Raw genomic sequence first — 20,609 nt, forward strand, 5'->3', positions numbered from 1 at the left:
AGTGAAAATGGACGAATCCGGGAAAAACGAGTTGCTGAAAAAGCGTATCATCGAAGAGGCCGAAAAAGACGGATGCGTGGTGGTGTGCGCGTTCGATGACGACGAAACCCACAAAAAACGCCGCAATACGAAGCGCTCGCTCATTTTGGAAAGCATCATCCTCGAAAACGAACTTCGGTATTGCCGTTTTTCGGAGCGGAAGTCGAAAATAGAGACTGCCGAATACTTTGCCGTGTTCGGAAATCCCGAAAAAACGCGGGAAATAATCGAAAAGGAGCAGGATGCGTTCCGCGCCCTGCATTTTTATGACGACATACCGCCCGTCCTTGAGGGGAAACTGTTTTATCATCCCGCAACCGACAAGGAGTGCGCCGACTTCGACAAGCGGCACGAGCTTCATTTGGGCGAGGAGCACCTCGATTTGCGTCCGTATGTCGTCGGTCCGTGGGTGTACGATTCGAAATCAAGAATATACCGCTCGGGGCAGTATCTTTGCTCGCTCCGTTTTCCGACCGAGAACAGTCCCGACTATGTTGCGTCAATCGGCACGGTCATCCCCATCGGCGTTCTGATAAAGAAAATCACCGCAAAAACGCTGGAGGAGGTGTTCGACGGAATGAAAAAATGGAAAAAGTGATTTTCCTGCTGATTTTCGTTTTGAGTTTCGTGAGCTGCCATGCGGTGGAGGACATCGATTCCGTCCTGAAAAAAATGCGCGAAACGAACTGCTACATGGGTTCTGCGGTCTCTGATGCCGGGGAAACGCCCGGGCAATACAAGCTTTACGAAATCGTGCGGGATTCCGCGACGACAGGGCAGCTTGAAAAACTGCTCTCCGACAAAAACGGCGTTATCCGCGCATACGCGATTCAGGCACTTGTCGAGCGAGATGAAAAAGCGGACTACGAAAAAATTGCGCTCGATTCTCTTTCAGACACGGAGAAAATCGAAGCGATGTTCGGCTGCATTGTCTCAAACGAAATGGTCGGCGACATTTTCCTCGAAATGCTCAAAGGGCGAATCTCCAAGAAAACGCAGGACGAAATCGACAGAAGGCTTTTGAAAAGCAAATCGCCGCTCATTCACACGCTCGAACTTTTGCACGGAGAAAAAAAATCCGCGGAACTCTACGAACTGACGAGAAAGTGGGCGTTGGACGGAAACGACAACGCTGTTTTCGCGCTCGCAAAGTACCAGAAAAAAGAAGACTACGAGCTTATTCTTTCGCTCAAGGACAAAAAGGAAAAATTCCTGTTTTTCAAAGCGTGCCCGTACATTCTGAACGACTCGCTCAAACCGTTTTTTTCCGAGTACATGGACTCGATTCTGCCGTCAAACTATTACGGCGCGGAATGGCGCTCTTTTTACAAATCGCTTGCGATGTTCAAGGACGATTTTTCGAAAAGAGAATTGCGGAAAGTGTTCTCGCCGCGGACGAACAAGAACATCCGAAAATACCATCTTGCGTTTATCGCGGACGCGCTCTGCCCCTGCGACGACGGGTTCTACGACGATATTCTGTTCGAGATGTGGGAAAAATACGACGCCGTGAACCTGGACATCGCGGAAAACCTTTATGGACGCGACAAAAATCGCGCGCTTTCCTGCATGGTTTCGACGCTGAACAACGCGGACGAATATTTCAACAAGACCGACACGCTTTCTTTCAGCATAGAAACGCTTTTGGACGAAAAATACGACATTCGGAAAATCTTCATCAAAAAGCTGCCGGGCCTTTCCATCAGCGTTTTTGACGAATTCTTCAAGCAAATCCGCCGCTTTGCCGACGATGACGTGGACGCCGCGCTTTTGAATCGGCTGAAAACCGAGCAGAACGGCTACGTCGCCCTTCCGATTTACGACTATCTGCTTTCAAAGAAAAATCCGCTTGTCACCGGGCATGTCCTGAAAATCTACGAGAAAAACAAGCCGCTCTACAAGGATTGGGTAGAACAAGGCGCTCGAAAAACGCTCGAAAAGTGGGGCGCGCTGTAATATGGCGATGATGGCGCTCGTCAAAAACGCGACGAACATTCCGAAGCGTTCTCGAAATACAAAAGGCTGAAAAAGCCGATTTCGCAGAAACAGACGAAGAGACGAAAATCGACAAACACTTCCGGCTACATCCTCGCCACTTCGGTAGCAGCGGGGTGTGCTACGCTTCTGTTCCTGACGGGTAGGGGAACGCCCCCGGGAACAAAAAGCGCATAGACGAAATTGCGGAATCGTTCAGCGCACAATGCGAATCATGTCGCGGCTTATGTCGGAGATTTTCAGCGCGCCTGTCATCGACATCGTGTCCTCAAGCTCGGATTTCAGCTTTTCGACGTAGACTTTCACGCCCTCTTCTCCGCCGCCGAAGACCGCAGTGACGAACGGACGCGCGATTATCACGGCGTTTGCTCCGAGCGCGAGCGCCCTGAAAATGTCGGTTCCGCTTCTGATTCCGCCGTCAACGATGATTTTCATGCGTCCGCCGACCGCGCTGACGATTTCGGGGAGAACTTCAGCGGTCGCAGGGCAACCGTCGAGCACGCGCCCGCCGTGGTTCGACACGACGATTGCGCTCGCTCCTGCCTCAAGCGCCTTTTCCGCACCACGCGCCGTCATTATTCCCTTGATGATGAACGGAACGCCCGCCGCCTTCACGATTTCGGAAAGCTCCTCGACGGATTTGCTTCCCGCAGGCGGATTCCTGTTCTTCAAAAACGGAAGCCCCGCACCGTCGATGTCCATCGCCATCGCAAACGGTTTTCCCTGACGGGCAAGCTCCATCTTTTCCTTTATCGTCTCTGAATCCCACGGCTTGATTGTCGGAATTCCGATTCCGCCGTTCGCCGCAATAGACTTTGCTGCGCCTTCCATGACCTTGATGTTCACGCCGTCGCCCGTGAAACCCGCGATTCCGTTTTTGGCGCATGCGGTGAGCAGCGTATGGTTGTACGACAAATCGTCGAATTTTTCCCCGTAGTGAAAATTGACGCTCCCGACAGGACCTGCAAAGACCGGAAGCGCGAAATGTTTCCCCAAAAACTCAACGGAAGTATCGACTGCGCCGTTTTTGTAAATCGTGTCCATGTTCACGAATATGTTCTGCCACGCGTTGAAATTCCTCGTCGCGACAGTCCCGCTTCCCTTCGCGCCCGGTCCCGGAATCGCATTCTTGCACGCAATCCCGTTGCAGACCGGACACGCCTTGCATTTGTCGCCGATGCACTTCCTCGCTTCCTCAAGCACTTCCGAATATGTCATTTTGTACCTCCGAACAAAAAAATCGCTCCATTCGATTGGAGCGATTCTACTATTTTTGAAGAGCTTCGAGAAACACTTCGGCTTTGGAATTTTTCAGCACCATAGCCGAAACTCGCGTGTCATAAACAGCGTCCTGCCCTCTGTTTTCAAGAATCTGCGTTTCAATGCCAAGGCTCTTTATGTATGGCGGCAGAGCATGATGCCGTTCCCGCCGCTATCGACCGCTTCCGAAGAAATGCTGCGATTTTCATGGAGATTCCGGATAAAATGAGAAATGCCTTTTTTTGCATTAACCGTTTCGTTGATGATTCAGGCAAATTTTGATATTCTCCTCTTACTGCCACCGGGTAGGAATGCTTTGGGCATTCAGTCTCATCGTTAGGTCTTAGAAGATGGACAAGAAACCTTGAAAAGGAGTTGTCCATGTTTTCATACATCTGGCCAATTTTATTAATCGTTACAGCAAACACCGTTTATCAAATTTGTGCAAAAGGCATTCCTCAGGCAATGAACACCGACGTAAGCTTACTGGCTTGTCTGGGTCAGTTGAGGGATATTCGTATGGTTTTCCACAAATATGACAGACTCTTCGCATAATATGTTTATATTAATTTGCGAGCTTTACTTCATAAAAGTAGCCATCGCCACCAAGGTCTGTATAACCGAGGCTTTCAAAATAGCTAATCAGCTCATTCCACTCTGGGCTATCGTGATTTATAGAAGCTATGTTATGATTATCTAAAGTTGCATGGCATAATTCGTGAATTATCGTACTGTCAGTGATTTCATACTTTGGATTAAAGACTATTATTGTTTCACCTATTGACATACCGGCAGTATTAGGATTAATTGAAGCGTTCGGTTCAAAGTAAAAATAGAACATTTTTTCTGTAATAGGGTATTTTGTTTCGTTAAAGAGTTTTTCAATGTTTCGACAACGTTTTGTAAGAGCTTTATCGGCTCTGGCAGTTCCAACCCTTTCAGAAACGGCATTTACAAGTTCTTTATTAATGTCAGAGTATTCCTTAACAATAACACTAAATCCTACAAAAACTACTGTCAGAATAATAAAAAATAATTTCTTCATAATACTAGTCCCTTACTGGAATAGATATTATAACTTGTAATGATTTTACCCTGTAAATTTCTTGTATATATAAATTTAGATTTGAATTCTAAATTTAGATTAAATTCCAGATTTATAAATCCTTCCTTCCCCTCATGATATGTATAACCAGAATTTCTAAAAAATTCACTTTTTTGTAAAAATTTTGGCTATGTCCGTAAAAAGTGTTGTTTTTAATTGACGTTCTGAAAATTCACACTATGTTATAAAGTGTATGACATTAAGCGAACTTTTCCAGACATTAAAGACACTTTCAAAAGCAGACTTGAACTCTGTAAAACAATTCCTTGAATCCATTGATTACAATTACAACGGATTCGAGGATTTTCTTTTGTCCAAGAAAGCAGAAAACGGGATTTCTTGTCCACACTGCAGTTCGTTTAACATCAAGAAAAACGGTCATAAAGGCTTAATGCAGCGTTTTATGTGCCATGACTGCCACAAAACTTTTTCTGCCAGAAACAATACTATCACGTTTTCATCTAAAAAGTCTTTTGCTACTTGGAAGAAATACCTTGAATGTATGATGAACGGTTTTACTGTTCGTCGCAGTGCAGAAATCTGTGGCATCAATAAAGACACAGCTTTTATTTGGCGACACAAGGTTTTAGACGCTTTGCAGAACATGCAGAATTCAGTTGAATTAAATGGCGTAGTCGAAGCCGACGAAACTTTCTTTGCACTTTCTTTCAAAGGAAATCACAAGAAGTCTACTTCTTTCGTTATGCCACGTGAAGCACACAAGCGTGGAAACGACGTTCATACACGTGGATTGTCACACGAACAAGTTTGCGTTCCTTGTGCAGTTACACAGGACGGACTTTCTATTTCAAAGCAGTCAAATTTGGGACGTGCTTCGACTAAGAATCTTTCGGAAGTATTTTCTGGAAGAATTGCAAGTAATTCTGTTTTATGTGCAGATGCACATCATTCTTATCAGAAATTTGCTAAGGAAAACAAACTTGAGCTTATCCAATTAAAAACTGGAAAGTCCAAGAAAGGCATTTTTCATGTTCAACACATCAACAGTTATCACAGTATTTTGAAAACTTGGATAATTCGTTTCCACGGTGTCGCTACAAAATACCTGGATAACTATTTGGTCTGGCATAATTTCGTGAACTGGGCAAAAGACCCTTACGAAAAGAAATCTGAAATCTTATCGGCTTTCGTGTTCTGCACAAACAAAACCGTAAAATCTAAGGAACTTTCCGTAAGAAGTCCTTTGCCTTGTGTCGCTTAGTTCTACGAAATGCCAAAACTGTATTTAGAACTTTGCAGGGTAAATCAAATAATAATTATAATATTTAAACCATAAACAAAAGGACGTTGTTCCTTGCTACGAATTGTAGTGAATCTGTATTCTTAAGACAGTCGAAGTCTTCTTAAAGAAAATCAATTTTTTTAGGAGACTTTTTATGAAGAAGTTTGCAGCAATTTTTTTAGCTCTGTTTGTTTCAGTAACAAGCTCTTTTGCAACTGCTATTATTGATGTATCTTATAATTCTAGGTACCATACCTACTATTGTTCACAACCTTATGAAGTAAGTGAAATACTTCCTAAGTACCGTTTAGACGGTGCAACATACTTTGTTAGTGCCTATTGTCCAAACGATTCTACATTTTATTACATACAGTTTGCAAACTATAGCGATGCAGTTTATTTTTGTCGGCAATACTTATCTGTTACAAACACTTTACGAAGCAGTGAGCCTAACTACCGATTAGACGAGGTTTCTGTAAATGTAAGTAATTTAGTTAGAAAGTATGCCCCAAAATACTATCCTAATTTAGACATTTATGAAAATGGACGATTATACCGGTTTGCAGCCCCAGTCTACGGCTTGCAATAATGCACAGGTTCAGTATGTTATGGTAGCCAAGTAATAAGATTTTACAAATTGTAGAATTCCTACTATGTTAAAATAATGGATGGCATAGTAGGAATAAACTTATTTTTACAGGGTAAATGTATGAAGAGTTATAATATTTAAACCAGAAAAATGGAGGTTTGTATGATTGACTTAGGAAAACTTGAAAAAGATTTTGAAGTAGATTATTCCCCAGAGGAAGGATTTAAGAACCTTTTTATCCGTAGAAAAGTCCCAAATGACCTAAATGCCCCTCTTTATCTGATTTTTAAAGGAATTCCTTTAACAGAGGCAATAGCCATTGCAAAAGATAATGGCTTAAAGATACAGTACTGTTATGATGTTGACGGTAATGACGACCTGGAACTTTTAGATGTATGTAACCAGATAAATAAAATTATCGAGGGTCATCTGTAATTTTTCTTCTCCAATACTTAATCACTTGTTTTAGGTCGTTCATAGTAGAAAAATGGCCACCAGTATAAGAGATTCGTTTTTTTAATCTTTCCCATTCTATAACTAATGAATAAACAATAACAAAGTATAAAAGTCTTTCAGACTGTCGTTCAGACAATCCTATCTTAGACCTCTCTATGGGTCTTGAAGATTTTTTCATGTTATTATTATTTACACAGACTTTTTCTATAAATTCGTCAAGACTCTTTCCTTCAAAATAATCTTGTGAAAGGCTATTCCAGTTTTCTTGTTTTTTACTGGTCTTGTATACAGACACACAGATTCTCATAATTTGACTAAATGAATAAGTTTTTGAATCGTCAAAACTTGTAATGTATTTTATAATCTTTCCTAAAAATGACCTATTATTCTCTTCTTGTAAGCGTGCAAGACCATAAACTTCTTCAAAAAAGCAATCTGTGAGTTTAATCATACATAATTAGTTAGTATTTAAACATAACCACTTTATTTCAGGACATAGCCATATTTAAAGTTGAAAGAGGTAACGATTATGGACAATAAAGATTTTGAAAAAATCTATAATGAATCCGACAAACTTGAGCAGACTGCTAAAACAAAAAATGAAATAACACCATTTGAAGATACTCCTCAAGCCTGGTATGAGTTGGATACAACTGGCCCAGAGAACGAAGATGTTGTATGTGGAAATTTTGTATGGCATAGAGAAAAAAGTAATAAAAACATAAAAGATACAGGTGATGGAAAGGGGTTTAGCTTTTATTTGGCAAGATACGTTTTTGAAGACCCCTATTCAGTAGAAATTGAAAATGAAACTAATCCTGAAAATGATAAAACGCTTGGTATAGTAGCTGAAAATAATGTTATGGTTGTAATCAATGCAAAGGTAGAAAATGATAAAATTAGAATTATTTCTGCTTGGGAGGCGTTACCTCAAAGTAAATACACTAGTATTTATAATAAACATAAGGCAAAAAAACAATTATTAGAAAATAAGTTTTCGAAAAAAACAGAATCAAAAAAACAATTGTACGCAGTTATTAGACAAGCTGACGGCAATGGTTTTAAGTCTTCCTCTTATGCAAAAGTTGTAAATGCGTCTATTCTTAGACCTACGGGCTCTAATACTATAGCAATGTTAGGTGATAAGTATGTTTATGTTCAAAATGTGGGGGATAAAACTTATTGTGAACAAGTTGAAAAAAGAATAAAATCTATTTTAGACTATTATAACAAGGGTGAAGACTGGTAATACTGATTTTTTTTGCAAGTCTAAGCAATGACTGACTTAGACTTGCAATTTTTTAGCAGTAGCAACACTATTTACGGACATAGCCTTATACAAAGAACAGCTGAGCGTTTCGAAAATTGCAGGAATTCTAATTTGTCTCGCAGGACTTTATTTTATCAACAAGTAGCAGGCACAAATCCGGCAAGCTGCGAATGAGTCGTATCAGATTTCTAAAAGATTGTCGCTTTTATCGCCCCCTTCGGGCACGCCGCCTTGCATTCTCCGCATCTAATGCAGTCCATCGAGTTCGGATTTTCGTACACGGGAATGTCGAGCTTGCAGACTTTTTGGCACGCGCCGCATTTCGTGCATTTTGTTGTGTCGATTTTGAAGCGGCAGAACGAGATTTTGTTGAAGAACCCGTAAACCGCGCCGAGCGGGCAGGCGTACCGGCAGAACGGGCGGTATATTACAATAGAAGAAAGAATCGTAATTGAAAGAATCGCGATTTTCCATTTGAAGATAAAACCGGCAGCACTGCGCATCGCGTTGTTCAGAAGCACGAGCGGGATTCCGCCTTCAAGCGTTCCGACAGGGCAAATCCACTTGCAGAACCACGGCTCGCCCAATCCCGTAATGTCAATCACGAACATCGGAAGCAGAATGACGAACACGCCGAGGAACACGAAACGAAGATGGCGCAAACCTTTTTCTCCCGGAAGGCGGCGGATTTTTTTGATGAAGGGAATCTTGAAAAGCAAATCCTGAATCAGCCCGAACGGACAGAGAAAGCCGCACACGAATCGGCCGAGAAACGTCCCGAAAATCACGAGAAGCCCCACAACGTACAGCGAGACGCGGTACTCGCGGGCGTTGAGAGTTGCCTGCAAGGAGCCTATAGGACACGCGCCGAGCGCACCCGGGCAGGAATAGCAGTTCATTCCGGGAACGCAAAGGAATTTCGAGTCGCCCTCAAAGATTTTTCCGTTCGCAAAGCCTTTTATGTAGCCGTTCGAGAGCGCGGCAAACGCGGCTTGGACAAAAAGACGGATTCGACTGTGTTTTTTTAATTTTGATTCTGCCATTCGATATTTTCCATTTGTTGTCACACGGATTTTGGGATTTCTGACGAAACCCCGGTACGAAGATTTATCCGATTCCGATGCATTCCATGCAGATTCGGGTCGCCTTGTTTAGGACGGTCTCCGCTTCTCCGCGGAAGATTCCTGCAATCACAAGGACGATTCCGAGACAGAGAGACACAATTGAAATGATTTTTCGTTTTTTTCCGGTCATTTTTTGTTGTTCTCTTTTTATTGTCGCACGGATTCGGTTTTGCTAACGCAAGAAAAATCGTTGTTTTTTTCGAATCCGTGTGGCAATTTCATTTTTTCAAAATCTCGTCGATGAGCTTCTGCCAGTCTTTCTGGCTTCTTGCGCCGAGATGCGCCTTGCCGATTTGCGTTCCGTTTGAGTCAACGAAAATCGTCGTGGGAACGGCCTGCACGTCTTTGAGAACGCCCGAAAACATTTCTTTCGACGGAATTATGTGCGTGTAGTTCGCGCCCGTCTGCTTGATGATTGCCTCGCCGCTTTTTTTCACGCGCGAATCGACGTTTCCTTTTCGGTCAAGGATGTCGATTACGATTCCGACAACTTCAACGCCGTTCGCCTTGTTCGCCTCGCTGAGCTTTGCGAGGTCGGGCATTTCGCGGATGCACGGTCCGCAGAACGTTCCCCAGATGTTCAGCATGGTCACTTTGTTTTTGGCGAAAATCTCGCTTGTGACTGGGGCGCCGTTCAAGTCAGTTGCGCTGAACGAAATTTTGTCGCCCGATTCTTGCGCAAATGAAAGTGTCGTAACTGCGAGCAATGCGATTATCGCAAAAATCTTTTTCATTTTGGTTCTCCTTGCATTTCGATGCGTTTCGTGTTTTCCGCATAAAAATGCGACATTGTTCTAGCACAGAATTGTTATTATTTTCTGTGATTTTGTCACTTTTTCTTCAAAGTTACGGGCTTTTTCGGTTGTTTTGGCCTTTTTTCCGCAGTCGGCTGCTTTTTGCTTTTGTTTGTCGCATCCGTCTTTTTACCTTCGTCAGTGTTAAAATTCGCTTTCAGATAGAAATTTTCAATCGGCTGGTAGCCCAAAGGAGCGACAAGCTCGTTCCAGTTCTTAGGGAGCTTGATTTCCGTTGTGACGAATCCGCCGCCGGGCATGACCTGCACTTTGTTTCGGTTTGCGTCTCCTGTGACGAGGAAGGCCGTATCGCCTTTGTTCATGGTTGCGATTGTCATAATTTCGTCTTCGGCAACAATCGGCTTTAGCCATTCGGGAGTTGGCGTGAGTTTTGCCTGCTCCGCCTCGTCTTTTGCAAGCATTTCGTAATGCTCGTCAAAGGTTCGCCGTTCTTCTTGCTGAAAGATTGTCGAAGCAGCGGAAAACAGATGCCAAAAGGCGAGATAATCCGGAAGATGAAGACCGTCGAATTCAAGCTGCCGGAAATGAGGATTTCAACTGCTGCCATGAAAAATTGTTCACGCTTTCCACTCCAGACGCATCTTGAGAAAGTCCTTCATATCTTTGTAAAAATCCATTGGCGGCGGAGAGATGTTGATTTGCTTGAGGGCTTCCTGAACCAGCGGATTTTTGTAGCAGCAGACCGCATTGGACGAGGCGTAAAAAAGAACGTCCAGCTGAATTTTGTAGGCAACTTCCTGACTGATTTTTAGCATTTTTGAAAGTCTGTCGCGGAAAGCGTAGGCAAGCTCATAATATTTTTTCTTAAAGGCGGCGAGCCGTTCCACCGTAACATTCGTTTCTATTACCGGGTTAAGGTAAGAAACATAACGCATATAATCCTGATTGGCATTTAAGATTCCTGCCCAGACTTCTGAAATCACTTCAATAGAAAAATTATTGCCTTCCGGAAAAGCCGAAAGCAGAGAGCCGTAATAGGCATTCATTTTTTCAGCAGCGATTTCCAAAAAGATTTCTTCTTTAGTTGTAACGTATTTGTAAAGGTTTGCCCGTGACCAGCCCAGTTTTTCTGCAATTGTGGTGAGCGTAATTTCGGTGTAAGGGGCGTTTTGAAAAAGTTCTGCCGTTGCCTCTTTGATTTGAGAAAGTCGCTCTTCTTTGTGTTCGTCGCTTCGCGCGCGGATATAATTTGGCATAAAAGCAGAATAGCACAGCGGCGGGATTTATGCAATAAGCAACTTTTTGTCACTAAAATAAGATTTTAGTATTGACAAGTCACAAAAGATGGCATACATTTTAGTTAAGTGACATTATGTTACTAAACTGCGTTAGGGATTGGAGCACCCGCGAAGCGGTCCACCGCAGCGAAGCGAGGAGGATGAGCGTTAGCGAAGTGCGCAAAGCGAACGCCGAACGCCCTGAAAAATATGGAGAAAACAATGAAAAAAATTATTTCGATTTTTGCTCTGCTGGGCTTCTTTACCATGACAGCCTGTGCAGGCGGGAATAATAAATCATCAACAGAAAAAGGAGAAGCCACAATGAAAATCCAGATTGAAATCACAAGCGAAAGCGGAAATCACACTCTCTCCGCCAGCCTGACCGACAATTCTTCGGCTGTGGCGTTTTACGAGCTTTTGAAAAAAGGGTCTGTAACGATTTCAATGCACGATTACGGCAATTTTGAGAAAGTCGGCTCGCTCGGAAAAACGCTTCCTCGAAACGACACTCAAATTACAACGAGCGCTGGCGACATTATTCTGTATCAGGGGAATCAGATTACGATTTACTACGACAAAAACAGCTGGAACTTCACACGGCTTGGGCGGGTCGACGGCAAAACACAGGCCGAGCTGAAGCAGATTCTTGGAAAGGGCGATGTTACGGCGGTATTTTTGATAAAGGAATAGCGAAAATGCTTTTGAAAAAAACTTTTTTGATTTTGGCGGCATTGTTAATGACAGATTTTGTTTTGGCAAAGGAAAATCCCATGAAAAAGCTTTCAATGAATGTGGAATTGAATTCCGGTTATGAAATGCGTCGCACGCAGGAGCGTGCTTCCAGAGTTTTTGACAAGCAAAAACTCGCTGATACAATCCAACTAAATTCGGGTTTCAATATGCCAATTCTTGGACTTGGTACTTGGACGCTTACAGGCGAGACTTGTGAAAATGCCGTATATGCTGCGCTAAAAAGCGGGTATCGCCTGATTGACACAGCGCGCTACTATGGCAACGAGAGTGAAGTTGGAAATGCAATCCGACGTGCTATAAAAGAAGGAATCTGCAAGCGGGAAGAAATCTTTGTTACCACAAAACTCGTGCCCTGGAGCAATTCTCCAGACAAGGATATTGACGACTCTCTGCAAAAACTTGGGCTTTCTTACATCGACCTTGTTCTTCTTCATCAGCACGGTTCAGCCTCTGGCGACGACGCAGTTTACAAGGCGATGATTCGAGGAGTTAAGGATGGCAAGATTCGTTCTATTGGAATCTCAAATTTTTATACCGAAAAAACTGTTTCACATTTTATAAACGATTTTGAGATTCCGCCGGCAGTCATTCAAAACGAAAACCACTTGAAATATCAGAATAATTCTTTGCGGGATTGGGCAAGCAAAAAAGGCATTTATATAGAAAGCTATTATCCATTCGGCGGTCGGGGGCACACAAAAGAGCATCTGCAAAACCCGGCTGTGCTGGATATCGCCCGAGCCCACGGTAAAACTGCCGCACAAATCATCGTCCGCTGGCATTTGCAGGCGGGCTATATGGCAATTCCAGGAAGTTCAAACCCAGCCCACATTGCGGAAAACTTTGATGTCTGGGATTTTGAACTGACTGAGAACGAAATGAAAAAACTTGCCGCGCTAGATACAGGGCGGCGTTAAGAAAACTGGTAATAAACTTAGCATAAGGAGATTTTTTATGATTTTGGACAAGATTAATTCACCAAAGGATTTAAAGAACTGTTCTGTTTCGGAACTGGAAACTGTGGCAGGTGAAATCCGCGAAGGGCTTTTCAACCGCCTTACAAAAATCGGCGGACATTTCGGGCCGAACTTCGGCTTTGTAGAAGCGACAATCGCTCTTCATTATGTTTTCGATTCTCCGAACGACAAATTCGTCTTTGACGTTTCCCACCAATCTTATGCGCATAAAATGCTCACAGGTCGAAAGGCCGGCTACTTTGACGACAGCCGCTTTTCTGAAGATTCCGGCTATACAAATCCAGATGAGAGCGAACACGACTTTTTCAACATCGGGCACACTTCCACGTCGATTGCGTTGGCTTTGGGGCTTGCAAAGGGAAGAGACATCCTCGGCAAAAAAGAAAATATCGTTGCTATTATTGGAGACGGCTCTCTTTCTGGCGGCGAGGCACTGGAAGCCTTGAGCGTTGCAGGAAGCGAACTTAATTCAAATTTCATTGTGGTTGTGAACGACAACGAACAGGCAATCGCCGAAAACCACGGTGGAATCTACAAGAATCTTAAAGCTCTTCGCGACTCTAACGGCAAGGCAGAAAACAATATGTTCAGGGCGTGGGGCTTGGACTACATCTACGAGGAAAAGGGAAACGACATTTCTTCATTGATTGCGGTTTTTGAGAAAGTCCGTGACTCAAATCGTCCTGTTGTGGTTCACATTCACACACAGAAAGGCAAGGGCTATGAGCTGGCGGAAAAGGACAAGGAAAGCTGGCACTGGTGCATGCCTTTTGACCGCGCAACCGGAAAGCCGACAGTAAATTTTGGAAGCGGTGAATCGTATTTTGGCATGACGAGCCAATATATAGTAGAAAAAGCCAAAAAGGACAAGGATTTTGTAGTGGTAACTCCTGCAATGCCGATGTCTGTGGGCCTTGGTCCAAAGGAACGCTCTGAACTTGGCGGACAATACATCGACACCGGAATTGCCGAAGAAGCGGCTGTTGCTATTGCGTCGGGAATTGCTCGCAGTGGTGCAAAACCTCTTGTTGTGACCAACATGACATTCCTACAGAGAGCCTACGACCAGATTTCCCAGGACGTGTGCATCAACAAAACGCCTGTTACCATGCTTATGAATTATTCATCCTTTGACGGACTTACAGATGTAACGCATTTGGGCATATTCGGTCTTGCAGCCTTTACAAATATTCCGAATCTGGTGGTGCTCTGCCCTTCTAGCGCGGAAGAGTACATTTCCATGCTGGATTGGAGCCTGGATTCAAAGCAGAAGGAAAATCCTGTCCTCATTCTGATTCCCGGCAATGCCGTGAGCCACCGCCCTGCAGACAAAGACTACAGCGTATTGAACCGCTACAAGATTGAAAAGCAGGGAGAAAAAGTTGCCATCCTCGCCCTCGGAGACTTTTTCCAGAAAGGAGAGGAAGTTGCCTCTGCAATCAAAGAAAAATGTGGATTCACACCTACCCTGATAAATCCTCGTTTCGCCACAGGCCTGGACGAAGAACTTCTGCATGGTCTTGAAAAGAATCATCAGCTTGTCCTTACGCTTGAAGACGGAATCCTTGAAGGCGGATTCGGTCAAAAAATCGCTTCGTTCTATGGACCAAACAAAATGCTGGTAAAAAACTACGGTCTTAAAAAGCAATTCTACGACCGCTACAATCCCGATGAACTTTTGCGCGAATGTGGAATGTCTACAGAACAGATTGTAAAAGACATCAAATCTCTTTTATAGGAAACAAGGAGACAAATATGGCAGAGAAAATTACACAGACAGCAGGTCGAGAGCAGCTCGGGGATTTTGCTCCGATGTTCGCTCACCTGAACGACGATGTTCTCTTCGGCGAAGTATGGAACGCAGAGGCAATCGATATAAAAACAAAGTGCATCATAACAGTGGTGTCGCTCATGGCAAGCGGAATCACTGATTCTTCCCTCACATACCATTTGCAAAATGCAAAGAAAAACGGCGTAACAAAAGAAGAAATCGCCGCAATCATCACACATGCTACAATGTACACAGGCTGGCCAAAAGGCTGGGCAGTATTCCGTCTGGCAAAGGAAGTCTGGAAGGAAAATGAGCCTGCCACAAACGAAAAAGACCGCTACCAGAATTCAATTTTCTTCTCGATTGGAGAGCCAAACCCATATGGAAAATATTTTGTGGGACAAAGCTACCTTGCTCAGATTTCCAAAGAGCAGATTCCGGTTTTCAATGTAACTTTTGAGCCTGGTTGCCGCAATAACTGGCACATCCACAATGCAAAATCAGGTGGCGGACAAATGCTTATCTGTGTTGGTGGCCGCGGCTGGTATCAGGAAGAGGGAAAAGAGGCCGTCGAACTGCTTCCCGGAAGCGTGGTGAACATTAGAGCTGGCGTAAAGCACTGGCACGGAGCGGCAAAAGACTCATGGTTCAGCCATCTTGCACTGGAGATTCCGGCGGAAGAAGGAAGTACGACCTGGTGCGAGCCGGTGAGCGATGAAGATTACGGAAAATTAAATTAATGGAGGAAATATTATGAAAAAGCAAATTCTTACACTTTTATTCGGAGGTTTTATTTTGGCGGGAACATTTGCAAAAACTGCGGTTGTTTATTTTAGCGCGACAGGAACAACCGAGCGCATGGCAAAAAACGCGGCGCAAGCACTCGGAGCAGATGTAATTGAGATTCAGCCGGTACACAAATACACCGATGCGGATTTGAACTGGCACAACAAAAAATCGCTTTCTACAATCGAATGCAACGACCCGAAGAGCAGACCTGCCATAGCAAATAAAATCGACATCTCTGGCTACGACACGGTAGTTTTGTGCTATCCAATCTGGTGGGCGTACGCGCCGAAAATCGTCTACACGTTTGTTGAAAGCCAAAACTGGTCGGGCAAAAAACTTATTACCCTTTGCACAAGCGGCGGAAGTAAACTTGGCAGGAGCGGAAGTGATTTGTCAAAATTTGCAAAAGGCGCAGACTTTAAAGGTGGCAAAGATTTTACCCGTGGCAGTGGCTCAGATATTAAGAAGTATGTTGATGGCTTGCTCAAGTAAGACGCAAAAAAGCATTTGAAAGAAAACGGAGTGGTACGAAAATGAACGCGAACAAAATCAGAATGCCCATCGACATTGCAATGACAATCCTTTCTGTAATTCTCATGGGCGGAGCTTACATGTTCCCAAGCGATATTGTGCACGAAATTTTGGGCGTGGCTCTGCTCGTGCTTTGGGCTGTGCATTTTGCACTGAATCGCCGCTGGTTTGGTGCAATCTTCCGCGGGAAATACAATCCCTATCGTATAATGCAGACATCGATAAATATAGGCATCTTGATTTGCGCAGTTTTTTTGATGATTAGCGGAATCATTCTTTCAAACCACGTTTTTTCATTTTTGAAAATTGAAAGCGACCTTGGCTTTGCACGAACCGCGCATCTTCTTTCAAGCCATTGGTATTTTCTTTTTATGGCGCTGCATATCGGTCTTCATGTGGGGATGATTGCGAACAGGATAAAGCAGAAAAGAGAAGCCGAAAATGGGAATTTTGAAGAAGAAAGCAGCTCGAAAAAGTCAGCCCGCAAAATTATCTTCCGCATTTTCTTCTCGCTCGCCTGTCTTTACGGCATTTACGCCTTCATCGCGCGCGGAGTCTGGAAATATCTGATTCTGCAGCAGCAGTTCTTCTTTCTTGATTTGGAGCGCGGATATTTTCTGTTTGCCGTGGACTATATTTCGATTATCGTCTTGTTTGCGACAGCCAGCCACTGCCTGAATAAAATTCTTCAGAAGAAGAATAGATAAGCGCGACAATAAATCTCAGGTGCTCCAGAAAATGGTTCTGAATTATACGTACTTGCTATGATAAAATAAAAACACATAACAAAGGTTCGTAGCCGACAGCGGGTCAAGCCGCGTTTCAGTTTAAACCAGTTGTTATGTGGATTGCCAGTGGCAACGAAAGGTAAAAAAAGTATGAAAAATGATGTCAGTTATTATTAAGAGGCTGTTATGCGATTCTTAAAGATTAATCTTTACATTCTATTTTCAATTCTTGCCTTTGATGTGTTTCTTTTTATTCTGGATCGTTGTTCTGATGGTCGCCTTGTGAACTTGTGCTTTGCTTTAGTATGCCTTGTGTTTGGGGGCGTATGCATCTACACATTTGTGTCTTCACTGGTTTGTTTTTTGTTGAAAGTGTTCATGCATTTCTATGGTGGTAAAAAATTTTATATTATAAATGGAAGCACTTGTATCCTAAGTGTGTTCTTGTTCCTGATTAATATCTTTTTTGCAATCTGCATATTAGCTTATTTTAATTAGCCGATGATGAAAACTTCGAATCAAGCTGTGCTTTTTTCTTACTTTAAATTATATATTTGACTATATATAAAACTATATATTATAATATATATGCGAGGTGATAATATGTTAGTAGAAACAAGTCAGATGATGCCAATTACAAAGCTTCAGAAATCATTAACTCAGACTGTACGAAACATTTCAGAAAATAAAGAAACTGTTTTTATTCTAAAAAATAATGCAATGGAAGCAGTAATGATTCCTTTTGAAAAATACGAATATCTCTCCACTCTTGAAAATATTTTTGAAAGGATGGAAATATCAGAAACAGTAAAAAACAGAATGAAAAATTATGATGCTTCTAAATCAGTAAGTTGGGATTCAATTCGGGAAGAATAGTTATGGAAGAGAAAAAGTATGAAATAAAATTTATTCCTGAAGCTGTTGAAGACTATAAAAAACTTGATGGAAGCGTGAAAAAAGATGTAAATAAAAAAATTGATAAACTTTCACAGAACCCATTGTGTGGACTTCCTTTAGAAAATAAAGACAACGTAGATTTAACAGGATTTTATAAATTGTACGCCTGTGGGACTAGCATAAGAATTGTATATCGCCTTTTGACACCAGAAAAAATAGAAATTGTAGAAATCTGGGGTATTGGAAAAATAGAAAATTTACAGATATATAAAACTGTTGGGGAAAGAAAAGAAGAGGTGAAGTAAGAACACATAACACTGTTTTCAAATCCGACAGGCAGTCAAGCTGCGTGCGGTACAACCAGTTGTTATACGCACAGCCCACTGGGCTGGAAGCGAAAGTAAGTACGCGACATACGTCGCTTATTTATATCAATAGGAATTGATATTGGCATTGAACAGGTATAAGGATCCGAAATTTTTGGAGGGTCATCAACCGAACTCATAGAAAAACTGGTTATGTTCCTTTGAACTAGATTTAGGAGGCTGATGTATGATGATTGTTCTTGGACTTTACTATCTGATTGGAATTGGTAGTGTGATTTTTTCCCTCTGTAATAAAAATAAACCAAAAGAATGGCTTTACTATCTGTTTCTCGTTCTTTACGGAGGATTTGGAGTTCATCAGTTTTATGCAAAAAATCTTCCGAGAGCAGTAGTCAGACTTACAGCAGGATTTATAAATCTTCCGTTCTTTCTTCTTTTTATAAACGGATTGTTTAGGGTTTTAGCAGACGGGTATGATGATCCCGCTTACGGACTTATAATTTTGGGAGCCTTAGGCGGTATCCTTCCCGCATCACTAATCCTTATTTTGTTTGTTCTTGATTTAGAAGGAATGAAATTGATTAAAAAGGTTGAGGATGGAGAAAATCAGATAAAAGGGACAGAGTCAAATGAAAAAAATCACAATGTTTAGTATAACGTCCCGTAATTATTAATTATAATAAGAAATAAAAGAAATCTGGTTGATGGAACAGGAAATCCATCTGAAGAAGAACGTATAACAAAGGTTCGTAGCCGACAGCGGGTCAAGCCCGCTGCGGTACAACCCGTTGTTAGGCGGACAAACGCACTCAAAAAGCAATCAAATAGAATGAACCGCAGGTTTGTTTCTTTACAGGATACATCAAAACCAAAACTCATAAGTTTTCAAAACGTAGATGATATATACAAAAAGATAAAAGAAGGAGATTTTGTCTTATTTGAGGATGGGCGGAAAACAAGAGTGAAACTCCAAAAGGCAACCTCGAATCTATAAGATTGCTGCTTTCCTGCTTCAGGATAGTCCCATCAGTCCAGCACCCCATCCAAAACGGATTATTACACAATCTTCTTTTTTTTGTCAATCTGGGTATTAACAATGTAATCTGATGGCTTTTGCTTAGCGACATAAAGTAACAAAACGATAAAAAAATCCACTAATTATATACATAAAACGAAGGTAATCAGGACGGCAATCCCGATTATCCTCTAGCACAACCAATAAGGAAAGTATTGATTATGATGAATAAATTAGTAGTAAATGCTGAAAAACAGCACCGAGCATTAAAATTACGAATATACCCTACCAAAGAGCAGGAAATCCTTATCAACAAAACTTTTGGCTGCTGCCGTCAGATTTATAATAATCGGTTGTTTGAACGAAACGAGTTCTATCAGAATGTAATCAAAAACGAATCCGACAAAAATAAGCAAAAAGAACTTTGGAAGAAAGCCCATTTCAGTACAGAAAAAGAAATGAAAGCAAAATTCCCATATATGACAGAAGTTTCAGCCCAAGCATTATGTTCAGCAACAATGTTTGCGGAAGTTGCTTACAAAAATTTCTTTTCTTCAATCAAAGGCAATCGAGCCGGTGCAAAAGTTGGCAAACCGAAGTTTAAGTCGAAAAAATCAAACGATTTCAGCTACAGAGAGTGTAATCCGTCTGAAAAAGCATTAAATTGGAACGAAAGAAAAATCAAAGTTCCTAAATTGGGGTTGGTGAAATTCCGACACAGTGGAAACAAAAAAGGCAAGTTAGACTTCTTCCTTCGAGGGGAAGTCGAACTCAAATCAATAACAATACGAAAAAAACCTGCGAACGAGTATTATGCAGTATTGCTTTTTGAAAGAGAATACTGTCATAAAAAGAAAATCTATGAAGGCGACGAAAACCAAGCCATCGGATTAGATTTTAGTCCAGCAGATTTTTACATAAATTCGGATGGTTCATCCGGAAAAGATTTTGGCTATGTTGCTCAGAAGCAGGCAAATCTCAAAAAACTTACTAAACTTCAAAGACGACTCATGCGTAAGCAAGTTGGCTCAAACAATCGTGAAAAAGCTCGTGTAAAAGTTGCTCGTATGGAACATTACATTGCAGAATGTCGTAATGATTGGATTGAAAAAGAAACAAAACGCCTAGTTTCAACTTATCAAGTCATCGGAATTGAAGACTTGAACTTGAAAGGAATGATGAAGTTTAGTCGAAACGCAAAGAATTACGGAGACGCTTCGTGGGGAAATTTCACAAATAAACTGTTGTGGAAAGCATCCCTAAACGAAAACAACTGTCAGATTGTAAAGGCAGATAGATTCTTTGCTTCAAGTCAGATTTGCCATTGTTGTGGATTCAAGAATCCGATTACAAAGAATTTAAATATTCGTTCTTGGATTTGCCCTGAATGTGGAGCAGAGCACATTCGTGATGTAAACGCAGCCATCAATCTCAAAATGAACGCAATAAAAACAGTAGGGCAAGGAGTGTCCGAATTTAGGTCTGTGGAGGGTGTAGAAGATTTAGCAACGCTTGCGTTGCAAATTGGAGCATCCGATGAAGCAGAAAATTTGACCGGCGACGGTCAGAATGTTCTCACGCTTTAACATTTTTTTGTTAATATAAAGTGCGTGAGGGGATAATTCCGATTCCTCATTACATTGAATTGAAATGATTCTGTAATAACAAATTTTCAAAGCCGACAGAAAATTGGGCGGATGCCCGTT

The 20,609-nt window shown here is 42.2% G+C and carries 25 protein-coding genes; 16 read left to right on the plus strand and 9 right to left on the minus strand.

The window, feature by feature from the left end:
• Positions 1-7 precede the first annotated feature (7 nt).
• Positions 8-637, plus strand: coding sequence for a hypothetical protein (locus TRESADRAFT_RS14430; protein ID WP_002706672.1), 630 nt, complete (start codon positions 8-10; stop codon positions 635-637).
• Positions 625-1,995 carry a hypothetical protein gene (locus TRESADRAFT_RS14435; RefSeq protein WP_002706675.1) on the plus strand — a complete coding sequence of 457 codons (1,371 nt, stop codon included), beginning with the start codon at positions 625-627 and terminating at the stop codon, positions 1,993-1,995. Before TRESADRAFT_RS14430 ends, TRESADRAFT_RS14435 begins: the two co-directional genes overlap by 13 nt.
• A gap of 234 nt (positions 1,996-2,229) precedes the next feature.
• On the opposite strand, the gene TRESADRAFT_RS14440 is transcribed toward TRESADRAFT_RS14435, so the two are convergent.
• From TRESADRAFT_RS14440 to TRESADRAFT_RS14445, 3 genes are all read right to left on the minus strand, one after another.
• Positions 2,230-3,252 (minus strand): alpha-hydroxy-acid oxidizing protein, encoded by a 1,023-nt coding sequence (locus tag TRESADRAFT_RS14440; RefSeq protein WP_002706676.1) that lies wholly within the window; start codon positions 3,250-3,252, stop codon positions 2,230-2,232.
• Positions 3,253-3,413: 161 nt separating this feature from the next.
• On the minus strand, positions 3,414-3,689 hold the full coding sequence (locus TRESADRAFT_RS16375) for a hypothetical protein (protein WP_159100071.1): 276 nt from the start codon (positions 3,687-3,689) through the stop codon (positions 3,414-3,416).
• Between the two features lie 170 nt (positions 3,690-3,859).
• Complete coding sequence (locus tag TRESADRAFT_RS14445; RefSeq protein WP_002706678.1) at positions 3,860-4,339, minus strand: hypothetical protein; 480 nt, start codon at positions 4,337-4,339, stop codon at positions 3,860-3,862.
• A 253-nt stretch (positions 4,340-4,592) separates the two neighbouring features.
• Between TRESADRAFT_RS14445 and TRESADRAFT_RS14450 the strand changes: the two genes are divergently transcribed.
• The 3 genes from TRESADRAFT_RS14450 (at position 4,593) to TRESADRAFT_RS14455 (ending at position 6,666) form a co-directional block, all read left to right on the plus strand.
• Positions 4,593-5,621 carry an IS1595 family transposase gene (locus tag TRESADRAFT_RS14450; protein WP_002706680.1) on the plus strand — a complete coding sequence of 343 codons (1,029 nt, stop codon included), beginning with the start codon at positions 4,593-4,595 and terminating at the stop codon, positions 5,619-5,621.
• Positions 5,622-5,796: 175 nt separating this feature from the next.
• Positions 5,797-6,231 carry a hypothetical protein gene (locus tag TRESADRAFT_RS16125; protein ID WP_141607453.1) on the plus strand — a complete coding sequence of 145 codons (435 nt, stop codon included), beginning with the start codon at positions 5,797-5,799 and terminating at the stop codon, positions 6,229-6,231.
• A 162-nt stretch (positions 6,232-6,393) separates the two neighbouring features.
• Entirely contained in the window at positions 6,394-6,666 is a 273-nt protein-coding gene (locus tag TRESADRAFT_RS14455) for a hypothetical protein (protein ID WP_002705723.1), read from the plus strand.
• Here the strand turns inward: TRESADRAFT_RS14455 and TRESADRAFT_RS15815 are convergent.
• Positions 6,647-7,138: a hypothetical protein gene (locus TRESADRAFT_RS15815; protein ID WP_002706682.1), complete on the minus strand. Its 492-nt coding sequence runs from the start codon at positions 7,136-7,138 to the stop codon at positions 6,647-6,649. The two genes, TRESADRAFT_RS14455 and TRESADRAFT_RS15815, sit on opposite strands and share 20 nt — an antisense overlap.
• 78 nt (positions 7,139-7,216) lie before the next feature.
• Here TRESADRAFT_RS15815 and TRESADRAFT_RS14460 point away from each other — a divergent pair, with 78 nt between their 5' ends.
• Positions 7,217-7,936, plus strand: coding sequence for a BrnT family toxin (locus TRESADRAFT_RS14460; RefSeq protein WP_002706684.1), 720 nt, complete (start codon positions 7,217-7,219; stop codon positions 7,934-7,936).
• A gap of 209 nt (positions 7,937-8,145) precedes the next feature.
• Here TRESADRAFT_RS14460 and TRESADRAFT_RS14465 read toward each other — a convergent pair whose 3' ends face one another.
• From TRESADRAFT_RS14465 to TRESADRAFT_RS14480, 5 genes are all read right to left on the minus strand, one after another.
• Entirely contained in the window at positions 8,146-9,000 is an 855-nt protein-coding gene (locus tag TRESADRAFT_RS14465) for a 4Fe-4S binding protein (RefSeq protein WP_002706686.1), read from the minus strand.
• 64 nt (positions 9,001-9,064) lie between these two features.
• Complete coding sequence (locus tag TRESADRAFT_RS16730; protein WP_281054630.1) at positions 9,065-9,178, minus strand: CD1871A family CXXC motif-containing protein; 114 nt, start codon at positions 9,176-9,178, stop codon at positions 9,065-9,067.
• A 121-nt stretch (positions 9,179-9,299) separates the two neighbouring features.
• Positions 9,300-9,815 (minus strand): TlpA family protein disulfide reductase, encoded by a 516-nt coding sequence (locus TRESADRAFT_RS14470; protein ID WP_002706689.1) that lies wholly within the window; start codon positions 9,813-9,815, stop codon positions 9,300-9,302.
• Between the two features lie 95 nt (positions 9,816-9,910).
• Positions 9,911-10,297: a hypothetical protein gene (locus TRESADRAFT_RS14475; protein ID WP_002706692.1), complete on the minus strand. Its 387-nt coding sequence runs from the start codon at positions 10,295-10,297 to the stop codon at positions 9,911-9,913.
• Between the two features lie 156 nt (positions 10,298-10,453).
• Positions 10,454-11,092: a TetR/AcrR family transcriptional regulator gene (locus TRESADRAFT_RS14480; RefSeq protein WP_040843324.1), complete on the minus strand. Its 639-nt coding sequence runs from the start codon at positions 11,090-11,092 to the stop codon at positions 10,454-10,456.
• A 243-nt stretch (positions 11,093-11,335) separates the two neighbouring features.
• Here TRESADRAFT_RS14480 and TRESADRAFT_RS14490 point away from each other — a divergent pair, with 243 nt between their 5' ends.
• From TRESADRAFT_RS14490 to TRESADRAFT_RS14535, 10 genes are all read left to right on the plus strand, one after another.
• Positions 11,336-11,806: a cyclophilin-like fold protein gene (locus tag TRESADRAFT_RS14490; RefSeq protein WP_174320788.1), complete on the plus strand. Its 471-nt coding sequence runs from the start codon at positions 11,336-11,338 to the stop codon at positions 11,804-11,806.
• 5 nt (positions 11,807-11,811) lie between these two features.
• Positions 11,812-12,786: an aldo/keto reductase gene (locus tag TRESADRAFT_RS14495; RefSeq protein ID WP_002706704.1), complete on the plus strand. Its 975-nt coding sequence runs from the start codon at positions 11,812-11,814 to the stop codon at positions 12,784-12,786.
• 37 nt (positions 12,787-12,823) lie between these two features.
• Positions 12,824-14,584, plus strand: a complete 1,761-nt coding sequence (locus TRESADRAFT_RS14500) for a 1-deoxy-D-xylulose-5-phosphate synthase (protein ID WP_002706706.1) — start codon at positions 12,824-12,826, stop codon at positions 14,582-14,584.
• Positions 14,585-14,601: 17 nt separating this feature from the next.
• Positions 14,602-15,357, plus strand: a complete 756-nt coding sequence (locus tag TRESADRAFT_RS16645) for a carboxymuconolactone decarboxylase family protein (protein WP_002706708.1) — start codon at positions 14,602-14,604, stop codon at positions 15,355-15,357.
• A 13-nt stretch (positions 15,358-15,370) separates the two neighbouring features.
• A complete protein-coding gene (locus TRESADRAFT_RS14510) occupies positions 15,371-15,898 on the plus strand; it encodes a flavodoxin (protein ID WP_002706709.1) in 528 nt (175 codons plus the stop codon).
• Positions 15,899-15,939: 41 nt separating this feature from the next.
• The gene (locus tag TRESADRAFT_RS14515; RefSeq protein ID WP_002706710.1) at positions 15,940-16,644 is read left to right on the plus strand and encodes a DUF4405 domain-containing protein; all 705 of its coding nucleotides are present in this window, start codon (positions 15,940-15,942) and stop codon (positions 16,642-16,644) included.
• A gap of 645 nt (positions 16,645-17,289) precedes the next feature.
• Positions 17,290-17,541: a type II toxin-antitoxin system Phd/YefM family antitoxin gene (locus TRESADRAFT_RS14520; protein ID WP_245534363.1), complete on the plus strand. Its 252-nt coding sequence runs from the start codon at positions 17,290-17,292 to the stop codon at positions 17,539-17,541.
• A 2-nt stretch (positions 17,542-17,543) separates the two neighbouring features.
• Positions 17,544-17,867: a type II toxin-antitoxin system RelE family toxin gene (locus TRESADRAFT_RS14525; protein WP_002706716.1), complete on the plus strand. Its 324-nt coding sequence runs from the start codon at positions 17,544-17,546 to the stop codon at positions 17,865-17,867.
• Positions 17,868-18,114: 247 nt separating this feature from the next.
• Entirely contained in the window at positions 18,115-18,540 is a 426-nt protein-coding gene (locus tag TRESADRAFT_RS14530; RefSeq protein ID WP_002706718.1) for a hypothetical protein, read from the plus strand.
• Positions 18,541-19,124: 584 nt separating this feature from the next.
• Positions 19,125-20,489, plus strand: coding sequence for an RNA-guided endonuclease TnpB family protein (locus TRESADRAFT_RS14535; protein WP_002706719.1), 1,365 nt, complete (start codon positions 19,125-19,127; stop codon positions 20,487-20,489).
• Positions 20,490-20,609 lie beyond the last annotated feature (120 nt).

This window comes from Treponema saccharophilum DSM 2985 (assembly GCF_000255555.1).
GTDB classification, from domain to species: Bacteria; Spirochaetota; Spirochaetia; order Treponematales; family Treponemataceae; genus Treponema_D; species Treponema_D saccharophilum.

Bases quoted from the DNA above. Each gene is read 5' to 3' on its own strand.
- TRESADRAFT_RS14430 (WP_002706672.1), top strand. From the start codon at position 8: ATGGACGAATCCGGGAAAAACGAGTTGCTGAAAAAGCGTATCATCGAA.
- TRESADRAFT_RS14435 (WP_002706675.1), top strand. From the start codon at position 625: ATGGAAAAAGTGATTTTCCTGCTGATTTTCGTTTTGAGTTTCGTGAGC.
- TRESADRAFT_RS14440 (WP_002706676.1), bottom strand. From the start codon at position 3,252: ATGACATATTCGGAAGTGCTTGAGGAAGCGAGGAAGTGCATCGGCGAC.
- TRESADRAFT_RS16375 (WP_159100071.1), bottom strand. From the start codon at position 3,689: ATGTATGAAAACATGGACAACTCCTTTTCAAGGTTTCTTGTCCATCTT.
- TRESADRAFT_RS14445 (WP_002706678.1), bottom strand. From the start codon at position 4,339: ATGAAGAAATTATTTTTTATTATTCTGACAGTAGTTTTTGTAGGATTT.
- TRESADRAFT_RS14450 (WP_002706680.1), top strand. From the start codon at position 4,593: ATGACATTAAGCGAACTTTTCCAGACATTAAAGACACTTTCAAAAGCA.
- TRESADRAFT_RS16125 (WP_141607453.1), top strand. From the start codon at position 5,797: ATGAAGAAGTTTGCAGCAATTTTTTTAGCTCTGTTTGTTTCAGTAACA.
- TRESADRAFT_RS14455 (WP_002705723.1), top strand. From the start codon at position 6,394: ATGATTGACTTAGGAAAACTTGAAAAAGATTTTGAAGTAGATTATTCC.
- TRESADRAFT_RS15815 (WP_002706682.1), bottom strand. From the start codon at position 7,138: ATGATTAAACTCACAGATTGCTTTTTTGAAGAAGTTTATGGTCTTGCA.
- TRESADRAFT_RS14460 (WP_002706684.1), top strand. From the start codon at position 7,217: ATGGACAATAAAGATTTTGAAAAAATCTATAATGAATCCGACAAACTT.
- TRESADRAFT_RS14465 (WP_002706686.1), bottom strand. From the start codon at position 9,000: ATGGCAGAATCAAAATTAAAAAAACACAGTCGAATCCGTCTTTTTGTC.
- TRESADRAFT_RS14470 (WP_002706689.1), bottom strand. From the start codon at position 9,815: ATGAAAAAGATTTTTGCGATAATCGCATTGCTCGCAGTTACGACACTT.
- TRESADRAFT_RS14475 (WP_002706692.1), bottom strand. From the start codon at position 10,297: ATGCTTGCAAAAGACGAGGCGGAGCAGGCAAAACTCACGCCAACTCCC.
- TRESADRAFT_RS14480 (WP_040843324.1), bottom strand. From the start codon at position 11,092: ATGCCAAATTATATCCGCGCGCGAAGCGACGAACACAAAGAAGAGCGA.
- TRESADRAFT_RS14490 (WP_174320788.1), top strand. From the start codon at position 11,336: ATGAAAAAAATTATTTCGATTTTTGCTCTGCTGGGCTTCTTTACCATG.
- TRESADRAFT_RS14495 (WP_002706704.1), top strand. From the start codon at position 11,812: ATGCTTTTGAAAAAAACTTTTTTGATTTTGGCGGCATTGTTAATGACA.
- TRESADRAFT_RS14500 (WP_002706706.1), top strand. From the start codon at position 12,824: ATGATTTTGGACAAGATTAATTCACCAAAGGATTTAAAGAACTGTTCT.
- TRESADRAFT_RS16645 (WP_002706708.1), top strand. From the start codon at position 14,602: ATGGCAGAGAAAATTACACAGACAGCAGGTCGAGAGCAGCTCGGGGAT.
- TRESADRAFT_RS14510 (WP_002706709.1), top strand. From the start codon at position 15,371: ATGAAAAAGCAAATTCTTACACTTTTATTCGGAGGTTTTATTTTGGCG.
- TRESADRAFT_RS14515 (WP_002706710.1), top strand. From the start codon at position 15,940: ATGAACGCGAACAAAATCAGAATGCCCATCGACATTGCAATGACAATC.
- TRESADRAFT_RS14520 (WP_245534363.1), top strand. From the start codon at position 17,290: ATGATGCCAATTACAAAGCTTCAGAAATCATTAACTCAGACTGTACGA.
- TRESADRAFT_RS14525 (WP_002706716.1), top strand. From the start codon at position 17,544: ATGGAAGAGAAAAAGTATGAAATAAAATTTATTCCTGAAGCTGTTGAA.
- TRESADRAFT_RS14530 (WP_002706718.1), top strand. From the start codon at position 18,115: ATGATGATTGTTCTTGGACTTTACTATCTGATTGGAATTGGTAGTGTG.
- TRESADRAFT_RS14535 (WP_002706719.1), top strand. From the start codon at position 19,125: ATGATGAATAAATTAGTAGTAAATGCTGAAAAACAGCACCGAGCATTA.